At 61.6% G+C, this 11,733-nt stretch carries 10 protein-coding genes and 1 pseudogene; 6 read left to right on the top strand and 5 right to left on the bottom strand.

From position 1 onward, the window contains the following. Positions 1-211 (top strand): hypothetical protein (locus ACTJK9_RS11325; protein WP_440813878.1); only part of this gene is annotated, 211 nt, incomplete at its 5' end. A gap of 207 nt (positions 212-418) precedes the next feature. Here ACTJK9_RS11325 and xopAW read toward each other — a convergent pair. The 3 genes from xopAW to ACTJK9_RS11310 all read right to left on the bottom strand — a co-directional run bounded on the left by xopAW (position 419) and on the right by ACTJK9_RS11310 (position 3,185). Further along, positions 419-1,276 (bottom strand): XopAW family type III secretion system calcium-binding effector, encoded by an 858-nt coding sequence (gene xopAW / locus ACTJK9_RS11320; protein WP_440813876.1) that lies wholly within the window; start codon positions 1,274-1,276, stop codon positions 419-421. A 110-nt stretch (positions 1,277-1,386) separates the two neighbouring features. Continuing rightward, positions 1,387-2,436: a sensor histidine kinase gene (locus ACTJK9_RS11315; protein ID WP_085612102.1), complete on the bottom strand. Its 1,050-nt coding sequence runs from the start codon at positions 2,434-2,436 to the stop codon at positions 1,387-1,389. Then, positions 2,436-3,185, bottom strand: a complete 750-nt coding sequence (locus ACTJK9_RS11310) for a response regulator (protein WP_064600917.1) — start codon at positions 3,183-3,185, stop codon at positions 2,436-2,438. Before ACTJK9_RS11310 ends, ACTJK9_RS11315 begins: the two co-directional genes overlap by 1 nt. Before the next feature lie 295 nt (positions 3,186-3,480). Between ACTJK9_RS11310 and pyrF the strand changes: the two genes are divergently transcribed. Further along, positions 3,481-4,179: an orotidine-5'-phosphate decarboxylase gene (gene pyrF, locus ACTJK9_RS11305; protein WP_007960372.1), complete on the top strand. Its 699-nt coding sequence runs from the start codon at positions 3,481-3,483 to the stop codon at positions 4,177-4,179. A 52-nt stretch (positions 4,180-4,231) separates the two neighbouring features. On the opposite strand, the gene ACTJK9_RS11300 is transcribed toward pyrF, so the two are convergent. After that, complete coding sequence (locus tag ACTJK9_RS11300) at positions 4,232-5,236, bottom strand: NADP-dependent oxidoreductase (protein WP_221397916.1); 1,005 nt, start codon at positions 5,234-5,236, stop codon at positions 4,232-4,234. A 228-nt stretch (positions 5,237-5,464) separates the two neighbouring features. Here ACTJK9_RS11300 and ACTJK9_RS11295 point away from each other — a divergent pair, with 228 nt between their 5' ends. From ACTJK9_RS11295 to ACTJK9_RS11280, 4 genes and pseudogenes are all read left to right on the top strand, one after another. Next, positions 5,465-6,226 (top strand): SDR family oxidoreductase, encoded by a 762-nt coding sequence (locus ACTJK9_RS11295; protein WP_440813873.1) that lies wholly within the window; start codon positions 5,465-5,467, stop codon positions 6,224-6,226. A 196-nt stretch (positions 6,227-6,422) separates the two neighbouring features. Then, positions 6,423-7,823: a PLP-dependent aminotransferase family protein gene (locus tag ACTJK9_RS11290; RefSeq protein ID WP_440813870.1), complete on the top strand. Its 1,401-nt coding sequence runs from the start codon at positions 6,423-6,425 to the stop codon at positions 7,821-7,823. A gap of 108 nt (positions 7,824-7,931) precedes the next feature. Continuing rightward, positions 7,932-9,035 (top strand): annotated as a pseudogene (locus tag ACTJK9_RS11285) (HAMP domain-containing protein); the annotation flags it as partial. Continuing rightward, positions 9,015-9,896 (top strand): methyl-accepting chemotaxis protein, encoded by an 882-nt coding sequence (locus ACTJK9_RS11280; RefSeq protein WP_371857911.1) that lies wholly within the window; start codon positions 9,015-9,017, stop codon positions 9,894-9,896. The pseudogene ACTJK9_RS11285 and the gene ACTJK9_RS11280, both read left to right, overlap by 21 nt. A 633-nt stretch (positions 9,897-10,529) precedes the next feature. On the opposite strand, the gene ACTJK9_RS11275 is transcribed toward ACTJK9_RS11280, so the two are convergent. Next, positions 10,530-11,288, bottom strand: a complete 759-nt coding sequence (locus tag ACTJK9_RS11275; protein WP_011335462.1) for a hypothetical protein — start codon at positions 11,286-11,288, stop codon at positions 10,530-10,532. Positions 11,289-11,733 lie beyond the last annotated feature (445 nt).

The raw sequence follows: 11,733 nt of genomic DNA, 5'->3' as shown, positions 1-11,733 counted from the left end.
ACGGTCGCTGCGCTCCCACCCCCGGATAAATCCCTCCACTCAGCCTTCCGAAGGGGCCGGTACGTCAAAAGCGGTACTCGAGCTAACGCTCATTGTGTTGAGTGGTTGGAAGCCAAAGCAAAAGCCAAAGCCAAAGCGAAAGCGAAAGCGAAAGCAGATTCTGGTGCTGGTGCTGGTGCCAATGTCGATGCAGGAGCAGGAGCAGGAGTAGGTGCTGGCGCAGTAGTGAACTTATGTGTTTCAAAACCCGAGGTCACCTCGGTATTTCACGTCGGCGTATCTCTTCCAATCACCTCGGTCAGTCCCCTCTCCCTCCGGGAGAGGGTTAGGGTGAGTGCGCTTTGTTGACACATCGCCAAGTCAAAGCAAACCACTTACCCCGTCCAACCTCAGTCGTCCCTCAAATCCTCACCCAATCTCAAGTCGCCACATTCAAATACTTGCCCACCGACGCGGTGCTTTCGAGCGAGTACTGCTTGCTCAGATTGGCAATCATCCGGTTCAGCGCTTCGGTGGTGGTTTGAGTATTGCTGGCGGTCTGTTCGTCATCCGGGCGTTCGCGACCTGCATGCAGTGCAGCTTTCAGTTCGTCGCTGCTGACGCCTGCGCTGCTGTCGCTGTCCAGAACCTTGAGCAGAGCGGCGGCGGTGTCGGTGTTGTTCGATGAGGTGCTGTCGCTGGCTTGCAACGCACTGCTCAACTCGGTGGCGGTGACGCTGCCGTCGCCGTCTGCATCGAGTTGGCTGAAGAGTTCGTCACTGGAGGCTTGTGGGGGCGGGGGTGGCGGTGGGGTGAGGCTGGCGGCGAGTTCGTCCTGGCTGACGACGCCGTCTTCGTTTTTGTCCAGGGCCGAGAAGATTTTGCTGCTGTCGTCGGTGCTGCCGGCGCTGGTCAGGCCGTTGCTCAGTTCGTCGCTGCTGATGGCGCCGTCGCCGTCGGCGTCCAGGGCGCTGATCAGGGCGTCGGCCAGTTCGGTGTTGGGGGCCTGGTCGCCTGGGGGCGGTGGCGGTGGGGCCATGGCGGTCATTTCTTCGGCGCTGAGGCTGCCGCTGGCGTCGCTGTCCAGATCGCCGAATTGTTTGCTCAGGCTGACCAGCAGGCCGTCGTTGGACTTTTGCGACAGGGCGCTGCCGAGTTCGTCCTGATCCACCGCGCCGTCGCCGTTGCTGTCGAGTTTGGCGAACAGTTCCTTTTGCAGTTGCTGGCTGCGGGCGTTCTGGGTGGAGGTGCTGCTGGTGCTGGTATAGCTCGTGTAGTTGCTGACGCTACCGATCATCGGGCTCGCTCCTTGGACTGGAAAACCGGTGGGTGTACCGGCTTATGCAGCCTCAAGGTGCAAGGTGTCGTGGGTATGTGAGGTTTGTACCGGCCGGTACACAGTCGGGATCAGTGGCGAGGCAGTTGGATCACGGCGGTCAGGCCGCCGCCGGGGGTTTCTGCCAGGGTCAGTTGTCCGCCCTGGCGCTGCGCCGCTTCCCGGGCGATGGTCATGCCCAGGCCGACGCCGCCGGAGTTGCGGTTACGTGAGCCTTCGAGGCGGAAGAACGGCTCGAATACCGCTTCACGCTTGTCCGCCGCGATGCCCGGGCCGTGGTCGATGACGCGGATCAGCAGTTGTTCGCGCTGGTCTTGCAGTTCGATGTGCGCTTGGCCGGCGTAGCGCAGGGCGTTGTCCATCAGGTTGTTGATGCACGAGCGCAGGGCCATCGGCTGTACCTGCAACGGGGCGCAGTGGCCGCTGACCTGAACGTCGGCGCCTTGATCCTGGGCGTTTTCGCACAGTGATTCGACCAGCGCCTGCACGTCCATCAACTGCAAGGCCTCGCTGGTGCGCTGTTCGTGCAGGTAGGTGAGGGTGGCGTCGAGCATGCCGATCATGTCGTCCAGATCCTGGCGCATCTGGCCCTGCAGTTTGTCGTCGCTGATATTTTCCAGACGCAGTTTCAGTCGCGACAGCGGGGTGCGCAGGTCGTGGGAGACGGCGCCGAGCATCCGCGCCCGTTGCTGCACCTGTTCGCGGATGCGCTGCTGCATCAGGTTGAAGGTGTACGCAGCCTGCCGTGCTTCCCGCGGGCCGGTTTCGTCCAGCGGCGGGCTGTCGAGGTCTTCGCTCAGGCGCTCGGCCGCATCGCTCAGACGCTGGATCGGTCGGGTCAGCAGCTTGGCGCCGTACCAGGCGGCGATGATCAGCGAGATGAACTGGAAGGTTAGCGGCACGATCGGCCCGCCGAACCAGGGTCGCGGTGGACGGGGCGGGTAGCGTGGATCCTGAGCCGGCTGTTGGCCGTCGAGGTTTTGCGAGAACTCCGGCGGCGGTGGCGGGGGCGGTGGGCCGTAGAGGCGGAACCAGGCGAAGGCCAGCAGGTGCGCCAGGACGATCGCCACCAACAGCATGCCAAACAGGCGGCCGAACAGCGTGTCGAAGCGCGCCCGCATCAGCCGATGTCCCGGGCGTCGAACAGGTAGCCTTCACCACGTACGGTCTTGATCAGTTGCGGGGCTTTCGGGTCGTCGCCGAGTTTTTGCCGCAGACGCGAGACCAGCAGGTCGATGCTACGGTCGAAGGCTTCGATCGAGCGGCCACGGGCGGCGTCCAGCAACTGTTCGCGGCTGAGCACCCGGCGCGGGCGTTCGATGAACACCCAGAGCAGGCGGAATTCAGCGTTGGACAGCGGCACCACCAGACCATCGTCGGCGATCAACTGGCGCAGGACGCTGTTCAGGCGCCAGTTGTCGAAGCGAATGTTCGCACGCTGTTCGCTGCGGTCGTCGCGCACCCGACGCAGAATCGTCTGGATCCGCGCCACCAGTTCCCGGGGTTCGAACGGTTTGGCCATGTAATCATCGGCGCCCAGTTCCAGGCCGATGATCCGGTCGGTGGGTTCGCAGCGGGCGGTGAGCATCAGGATCGGGATGTCCGATTCAGCGCGCAGCCAGCGGCACAGCGACAGACCGTCTTCGCCGGGCAGCATCAGGTCGAGCACCACCACGTCGAAATGCTCGGCCTGCATCGCCTGGCGCATCGCCGCGCCGTCGGTGACACCGCTGGCGTGAATGTTGAAGCGGGCCAGGTAGTCGATCATCAGTTCACGGATCGGCACGTCATCGTCGACGATCAGCGCGCGGATGTTCCAGCGCTTGTCGTCTTTCTGTTCGTCGTTCACGGAGGCTTGGGAGTTGTGCATGAGGCTGTTCATCTGCCAGTAGGCCGCCAACCACAAAGATAGGCTGCGAGGTTGTGGTTTCAGCATAGGCGTCCGGCCGTGAGGCGGGAAGGGCTGCTGTAAGGACTTGTTGCGGCTGGCGAGGCTAGCGCGGGCGCATGTTGTCGGCGTGTCGGTTGTGTATCGGGTTCGACACAATACCCTGCAAGGCTATGCTGATCACGGTTGGCGCGACGATTTACCGATCATCGGGTGCCGCGCCGCCGCCGGTTCCGCTACAATGCGCGCCGATTTCGACTTGCCTGAGAGCCCATCCATGTCCGCCTGCCAGACTCCTATCATCGTCGCCCTGGATTTCCCTACCCGTGACGCCGCACTGAAGCTGGCCGACCAGTTGGACCCGAAACTGTGCCGGGTCAAAGTGGGCAAGGAACTGTTCACCAGTTGCGCCGCGGAAATCGTCGGCACTCTGCGTGACAAGGGTTTTGAAGTATTCCTGGACCTGAAATTCCACGACATTCCCAACACCACGGCGATGGCGGTCAAGGCCGCGGCCGAGATGGGCGTGTGGATGGTCAACGTTCACTGCTCCGGCGGCCTGCGCATGATGGCGGCCTGCCGCGAAGAGCTGGACAAGCGCAGCGGTCCGCAGCCGTTGCTGATCGGCGTGACCGTGCTGACCAGCATGGAGCGTGAGGATCTGGCGGGTATCGGTCTGGACATCGAGCCGCAGGAGCAGGTGCTGCGTCTGGCGGCGTTGGCCGAAAAGGCCGGGATGGACGGTCTGGTGTGCTCGGCGCTGGAAGCCACTGCGCTGAAAACCGCGCATCCATCGCTGCAACTGGTGACCCCGGGAATTCGTCCGGCGGGCAGCGCCCAGGACGACCAGCGTCGCATCCTGACCCCGCGTCAGGCGCTGGATGCCGGTTCCGACTATCTGGTGATCGGCCGTCCGATCAGCCAGGCGGCGGATCCGGCCAAGGCACTGGCCTCGGTGGTTGCCGAACTGGCCTGAGCGAACAGCTGAAGAAACAATGAAGGGAGCCCGATGGCTCCCTTCATTGTTTTCAGACCTTCAACACCAGCTTGCCGAAGTTCTCGCCGCTGAACAGTTTGCCCAGGGTCTCGGGGAATGTTTCCAGGCCTTCAACGATGTCTTCCTTGCTCTTGAGTTGACCTTTGGCCATCCACCCGGCCATCTCCTGGGCGGCACTGGCGTACTGCGCGGCGTAATCCATCACCACGAAGCCTTCCATCCGCGCGCGGTTGACCAGCAGCGACAGGTAGTTGGCCGGGCCTTTGACCGCTTCCTTGTTGTTGTACTGGCTGATCGCGCCGCAGATCACCACGCGTGCTTTCAGGTTGATACGGCTGAGTACGGTGTCGAGGATGTCGCCGCCGACGTTGTCGAAATACACGTCCACGCCTTTCGGGCATTCGCGTTTGAGACCGGCCAGCACGTCTTCGCTCTTGTAGTCGATGGCACCGTCGAAGCCCAGTTCATCGATCAGGAACTTGCACTTGTCGGCGCCGCCGGCGATGCCGACCACCCGGCAGCCTTTTATTTTGGCGATCTGCCCGGCGATGCTGCCGACCGCGCCCGCGGCACCGGACAGCACCACGGTGTCCCCGGCCTTCGGCGTGCCGACATCGAGCAGGGCAAAGTAGGCGGTCATGCCGGTCATGCCCAGTGCGGACAGATAAACCGGCAGCGGTGCCAGTTTCGGATCGACCTTGTAGAAACCTCTTGGCTCGCCGAGGAAATAATCCTGCACGCCAATGGCACCGTTGACGTAGTCGCCGACGGCAAACCCCGGATTGTTCGACGCGACGACTTTACCTACGCCCAACGCGCGCATGACTTCGCCCAGACCCACCGGCGGAATGTAGGACTTGCCTTCGTTCATCCAGCCGCGCATGGCCGGGTCGAGGGACAGGTATTCGTTCTTGACCAGAATCTGCCCTGCCGCCGGCTCGCCGACCGGTACTTCCTGATAGGTGAAGGTCTCGCGGGTGGCGGCGCCCACTGGGCGTTTGGCGAGCAGGAACTGGCGATTGGTCTGGTTGGTCATGACAGGCACTCGAATTGAATGAAGCCTTGTTGATAGACCTTCATGAGCGATGCCGCAAGGTTGGCTCACGGGGCGAATGCAGGCTGATCCAGTACGGTGATAGTGCAGGCCTGGGTTTCATCACTGCGATTCATGCAAGCCTAACCGGCCTTCTGATAGTGCTGACGTCACTCAGGCCCCTGTGGCTATGCTGCCTTCATCCATTCCCCCGCATTCGAGGACATAACAATGAGCATGACGTTTTCCGGTCAGGTAGCCGTCGTCACTGGCGCGGCCAACGGCATCGGCCGCGCGACGGCCCAGGCATTCGCCGCCGAAGGTCTGAAAGTGGTGGTGGCCGATCTGAATGCGGCCGGGGGCGAGGGCACCGTGGCGCTGATTCGTACAGCCGGTGGCGAAGCGACCTTCGTGCGCTGCAACGTGACCGTCGAAAGCGAAGTGAAAAATCTGATGGACGAGGTGATCAATACCTACGGCCGTCTCGACTACGCCTTCAACAATGCCGGGATCGAAATCGAGAAGGGCAAACTGGCCGAAGGCTCGATGGACGAGTTCGACGCGATCATGGGCGTCAACGTCAAGGGCGTCTGGCTGTGCATGAAGTATCAGCTGCCGTTGCTGCTGGCGCAGGGCGGCGGGGCGATCGTCAACACCGCGTCGGTGGCTGGATTGGGCGCCGCGCCGAAGATGAGTATCTACGCGGCTTCCAAACATGCGGTGATCGGTCTGACCAAGTCGGCTGCGATCGAATACGCCAAGAAGAAAATCCGCGTCAACGCCGTCTGCCCGGCGGTGATCGACACTGACATGTTCCGTCGCGCCTATGAAGCGGACCCGAAAAAAGGTGAATTCGCCAACGCCATGCACCCGGTCGGGCGCATTGGCAAGGTCGAGGAAATTGCCAGTGCCGTGCTGTATCTGTGCAGCGACGGTGCGGCCTTTACCACCGGCCATTCGCTGGCCGTGGATGGCGGCGTGACCGCCTTCTAAGGTGGCGTCGACCGAGTCAATAAACGACCCGCCCACTGGCGGGTTTTTTTTCGCCTCGGGAGCGGTTCCGTTAGTCCGCTAAACAATGTGTTTCAAATGGTGAGAACGGAGCCTTTTGGCGGTTTTGTCGCACAGCCTCAAGGGCGTGGCTGTGATTTACTGCCGCCAGCAAAAACGGACAGGAGTTTGCGTGCTCATGGAATTGAGAATTGACCGACAGGCAATGGTGCCGGTCGTACAGCAGATTGTTGACGGGTTGACCGAGTGGATCATGCAGGGGCAGGTGCCGCCGACGACACGTCTGCCCTCCGTGCGCGAGATCGCACGGTGCAATTTGCTCAGCCAGTCCTGCGTCATGGAGGCTTGCGAGCGGCTGGTGGCGCAAGGGGTTCTGGCCTCGCGTCAGGGCTCGGGATTCATGGTGGCGGCTTCGTCGCCCGATTGTTGCAAGGCGATCGATGGCTCCGGGTGTGAGGGGGAGCGCACCGGGGGCGATCCGGCCCTCCGATGGCGCGGCGGTTTGACGCTGGGGAGTGGCGTCCTGCCAGAGAGTTGGCGCGAGCCCGATGATCTCGGCTATGCGATCCGCGAGGTGACGCGCGCCGACATGGCCAGCCTGTTCAACTACAGCACGCCTCTTGGGCTGCCGGCGTTGCGCGAACAGATTGTCAGGCGCCTCGGATTGCTGAATATCAAGGCTGCTGACGAGCAGGTGATGACCACCGCCGGCGCCAGCCACGCACTCGACCTGATCGTGCGGACCTTGTTCAAGGCCGGTGATTGCGTCGTGGTAGAAACCCCCGGTTATGCGCCGCTGTTCGATCTCCTGCGCTTGCATGGCGTGCGCATGCTGGAGGTTCGCCGCATGGCGGGCGGGCCGGATGTCGAGGCCCTTGAGGCGTTGCTGCAGCAGTTCCGACCCTCGGCGCTGTTCATCAACAGTCATCATCACAATCCCACGGGCAGTTGCCTGGTGCCGGCGGTCGCCCGACGCATCCTGCAGCTGAGTAGGCTCTACGATCTGCGGCTGATCGAAGATGATGTCTACGCTGACTTGCACAACGGCAGCGGCACTCGCCTGGCAGCGCTGGATGACGAGGGGCGGGTCATTTACGTCGGCAGTTTTTCCAAGACCCTGAGCAGCTCGCTACGGGTGGGTTTCGTGCTGGCCGATGGCGAGCTGGTCGAGCGGATGGCGCGGGTCAAGATGATCAGTTGCATGGGGACCCCAAGGTTCTGCGAGGCGGTGCTGGCGGGGATGCTTGCCAGTGGTGCCTATCGAAAACTGGTACAGCGTCAGCGTCAGCGGCTTTCCACTGATCGTGCGGCCGCTCTTCAGGCGCTGGAAGACGCTGACTGGGAGGTGTTCGGCAAACCCACGGGCGGCCTGTTCATCTGGGCACGTTCGCCAGTGGCCGATGAGGCGCGCCTGCGCAGGCATGCTCTGCGATGCGGTGTGCAGTTGTCCTGCGCAACGTCGTTCAGTCCCAGTGGCGAAGCCTGCGACTGGCAGCGGATCAACGTGGCTTACGCCTGCGATCCCCGGGCACGGCAGTTTTTTCGCGATACAGCCATGGATCGACCTCGAACGTTCTGAAAACGACGCGTGCGTAGCTTTTTGCCATTATTCCGACGCCAGAGACTTGTGCTGGTTCAAGGCCGTTGCGAATCTTCGACAACAGACTATGGCAGGGGACTACGCGCAATGATTTCGGCCGTGCAAGGACGTTTTGCCAACCTCGGTATGGCAAAAAAACTGGGTATCGGGTTTGTGCTGGTGTTGCTGCTGACCGCACTGGTAGCTGCCATTGGCGTCTGGTCCCTGCAAACCATCAGCCAGCGCTTCGATGGCCTCAAGCAGATGTCATCGCTCAACAGTGGCCTGCTCAAGGTGCGGCTGCTGGAGCAGGACTACGCCTTGCACGGCAACCCGAAAACCGTCGAGGCCTTGCACGAAGGTGTCGACGGCTTGATTGCCATGGCCGACCAACTCAAGGTTTTGTCGCCGGGCAATGAGTCGGTCATGAACGACGTCCAACAGTCATTGGGCGCGTACCGCAAGGCGTTCGATGAGTTCGTCTCGTTGTCCCAGGCCAAGGACCTGGCGCTGGAAATGGCCAGTTGGTCGGTGTCCAGCGTTGCCAACAATCTCGATGTGTTGCAGGCCGGTCTGGCCGACGACGGCGCGTACACCCTGAAAGACAGCGAGGGCAAAGACGGGGCGCAATTCATCGAGCAGGCCGGCCAGGTCAGTCAGGTCTCACGGTTGATGTTGCAGGCGATGAACGAGGCGCGGGTACGCCTGGATCAAAGCCGCAAGGGTGATGACAGCGCAGGTCAGGGCAATATCGAGCAGGCTGCGCAAGCCCAGGCGCAAGCCGAGCAGCTCAAGTCCACGGTCAAGGACGAAGGCTATCTGACGGTGCTCAATGAAGTGTCCGGGCACATTGCCGGTTTCAGCGACAAGCTGGCCGAGTACACCGGGTTGCTGGCCCAGGAAAAGACCGTCTATCAACAGCTGCACCAACGGGCCGACGAAGTCGTGGCGCGGGTCGATCAGGCGTATGTCGCCCAAGACGGCGCCATGCAGAGCGAACTGAAAAAGAATTCGGTGCTGATCATTGGCTCATCGGCGCTGGCGTTGCTTGTCGGGCTGATTGCGGCGTGGGTGATCACCCGGTTGATCGTTGCACCGTTGCGCAGCGTGATTCACGTGGCGCAACAGATTGCGGCCGGTGATTTGAGCGCAACGATCGAGGTATCGCGCCGTGATGAAATCGGTCAATTGATGCTGGCCATGCAGCAGATGGGCGCGGGCTTGAGCACGATTGTCAGCGGGTTGCAGGCGGGTATCGAACAGTTGGCCAGTTCGGCGCAATCGCTGTCGGCGGTGACCGAGCAGACCAACCTGGAGGTCAGCAGCCAAAAAGAGGAAACCGAACAGGTGGCGACGGCGATGAACCAGATGACCGCCACCGTTCACGATGTGGCGCGTAATGCCGAAGAAGCGGCGCTCGCGGCGCAGACCGCTGATGGCAAGGTCGAAAGCGGCCAGCAGGTGGTGCGCCAGAGCATGGCGCGGATCGAGCAACTGGCGGATTCGGCGACCTCGGCCAGTTCGAGCATCGAAAGTCTCAGTGCGGAAATCCAGAACATCGGCACGGTGCTGGAAGTGATCAAGAGTGTCGCCGAGCAGACCAATCTGCTGGCGCTCAACGCGGCGATCGAAGCGGCGCGGGCGGGCGAGCAGGGCAGGGGCTTTGCGGTGGTCGCCGATGAGGTGCGGGCGCTGGCCCGGCGCACGCAGCAGTCGACCGAGGAAATCGAGCGGCTGGTCAGTGCCTTGCGTTCGGCGGCGCATTCGTCGGTGCAGCAGATTCAGAGCAGTGGCGAACTGGTGAAACTGGCGGTGAGCGATGCGTTGCAGACCGAAAGCGCCCTGGGGAGTATTGCGGCGGCGGTTTCGTTGATTCAGCAGATGAACCAGCAGATTGCGGCGGCGGCCGAGGAGCAGAGTTCGGTGGCCGAGGAGATCAATCGCAGTGTGACGAGTATTCGGGCGAGTGCGGATCAGTCTTCGATTGCCATGCGCGGGAATGCGGCTTCCAGTGTTGAGCTGGCGCAGTTGGGGAGTGAGCTTCGGGGGATGGTGGGGCACTTTCGGCTTTGACCTTGGCGGCCTTTGGGCCGACCAGGTTCCCGTTTTATTGCGTTCATATCCTTTTCTGCGGGTGCTGCCGCTGGCGGTTTCGCCCTTACGGCGACTCCCTTTGGCAAACGCCCCAAAGGAAGCAAAGGTCTAGGCCCCGGCGTTCGGCCCCTCGCTGGGGCTCGGGGTTCCTTCGCTCCGGGATTCATCCGGGGGCATCGCCTNCGGTTTGCTTCGCTGCACCTCCTCTCGATGCATGCGGCTTCGCCGCACGGTCGCTGCGCTCCCACCCCCGGATAAATCCCTCCACTCAGCCTTCCGATGGGGCCGGCACGTCAAAAGCCTTACTCGAGCTAACGCTCATCGTGTTGAGTGGTGGGAAGCCAAAGCCAAAGCAGAAGCAAGAGTAGAAGAAGCATAGGATTCAGAAGGTGCAGCAGGTGCAGTAGAGTGAGTTGAGTTGCATGCGTTTCAACCTGAGTGCGACTCGGTATTTCACGTCGGCGTACCTCCCCCAATCACCTCGGTCAGTCCGCTCTCACTCCGGGCGGTCCGACGTTTCGGGAGGGCTAGGGTGAGGGCGCTTTTGATTTTGATCTTCTCCGCGGGCAATAAAAAAAGCCACCTCCCGGTGGCTTCTCTCTCCGACTGCACTCAGTCGTAAATCACTTTTTTCTTCCAGTCTGCGTCAGCCTCGACATCTTTGAGGCCGGCAGTCAGTTGGTTTTCTTCGCCTTCGACCGGGGCAATCTTGTCCATGACCTGGGCGTTGGCGCGGGCCAGGAGTTTTTCCAGGTATTGGAGTTGTTCGGCGTAGATTTGCGGGTCCTGCTGTTTGCGCAGGTATTGCACGCCGCGTTCGAAGGCGAGGCGGGCCTGGCCTGGCTGGTTTTGCTGGAGGGCGTGTTGGCCGAGGTTGTTGAAGAACTCGATGTGCAGCAATACGAGGATGTGGCGGACTTCGCGGATCCAGTGTTTGGCTTCGTTCGGTGGCAGGAAGCCGTCCTGCGCGGCGCGGGTGATCTGGCCGTGGAGGGCTTCGAGGAGGAAGCGGACGTCTTTGGCCTTGGCTTCGGTCTGGATCGGGGCCGGCGGGTTGTTGACCGGGATCGATTCGCCCTGGGCGACCAGGGCGCTGAGTTCTGTGATGCGGGCCTTGGTGGTGGCGCTGGTCTTTTCCAGGTTCAGCAGACGCTGGCAGACGTTCAGCTCAAGGCGGGTCAGCAGCAGCTTGAGGGCCGGGGTCATGAACTGGCCGGGGAAGGTTTCGGTCAGTTCGCCGCAACGGCGCAGGCGGTCGTTGAGTTCGACCTTGGTGCGGGCCTTCTCCAGTTTGGTGTTTTCCACCACATGGTTCATGTAGCCAATGGCGATCAAGATTGCGATCCCGGCTATGACTAGCAGGGTGATCATGAGTGGTGTCACCGGTAAGACCTCTTTATAGGGTTCGCGTGCGAGTGTAGTGGCTTGGCATACAGGAGCCTAGCGCCGCTCGACGGGTTTGGATCGGCGAAGCTGAATCTGTATCGGCCAGGAACCGGCTTATATAAATGCTGGCCCTTGGGGTGCAGATTGCCATCACCTGTGCCGTGGACTATAACGCCTTGGCGAGTGTCGGAATATAGGCGTCAATCGTCGGGCGACGCAAAAGCCGGAAACGGTGCGTAAAGCAGGTCGAAGTCATTGATTTAAATAAATTTATATCTGGGGGTTGACGACCTTTCAATCCATCCATAGAATGCGCGCCACTTGCAGCGTAAAGCACACAGCGAAACGCGGCAGGGAGTGAATGTTGTAGTGTGTCCCCTTCGTCTAGTGGCCTAGGACACCGCCCTTTCACGGCGGTAACAGGGGTTCG

This window comes from Pseudomonas sp. 22082 (genome assembly GCF_052046055.1).
Lineage (GTDB): Bacteria > Pseudomonadota > Gammaproteobacteria > Pseudomonadales > Pseudomonadaceae > Aquipseudomonas > Aquipseudomonas pharyngis.
This window is presented reverse-complemented; position numbering and strand designations above follow the sequence as displayed.

Excerpts from the sequence above, each read along its gene's own strand:
- xopAW (WP_440813876.1), bottom strand. The coding sequence starts at position 1,276 with ATGATCGGTAGCGTCAGCAACTACACGAGCTATACCAGCACCAGCAGC.
- ACTJK9_RS11315 (WP_085612102.1), bottom strand. The coding sequence starts at position 2,436 with ATGCGGGCGCGCTTCGACACGCTGTTCGGCCGCCTGTTTGGCATGCTG.
- ACTJK9_RS11310 (WP_064600917.1), bottom strand. The coding sequence starts at position 3,185 with ATGCACAACTCCCAAGCCTCCGTGAACGACGAACAGAAAGACGACAAG.
- pyrF (WP_007960372.1), top strand. The coding sequence starts at position 3,481 with ATGTCCGCCTGCCAGACTCCTATCATCGTCGCCCTGGATTTCCCTACC.
- ACTJK9_RS11300 (WP_221397916.1), bottom strand. The coding sequence starts at position 5,236 with ATGACCAACCAGACCAATCGCCAGTTCCTGCTCGCCAAACGCCCAGTG.
- ACTJK9_RS11295 (WP_440813873.1), top strand. The coding sequence starts at position 5,465 with ATGAGCATGACGTTTTCCGGTCAGGTAGCCGTCGTCACTGGCGCGGCC.
- ACTJK9_RS11290 (WP_440813870.1), top strand. The coding sequence starts at position 6,423 with ATGGAATTGAGAATTGACCGACAGGCAATGGTGCCGGTCGTACAGCAG.
- ACTJK9_RS11280 (WP_371857911.1), top strand. The coding sequence starts at position 9,015 with ATGCTGGCCATGCAGCAGATGGGCGCGGGCTTGAGCACGATTGTCAGC.
- ACTJK9_RS11275 (WP_011335462.1), bottom strand. The coding sequence starts at position 11,288 with ATGATCACCCTGCTAGTCATAGCCGGGATCGCAATCTTGATCGCCATT.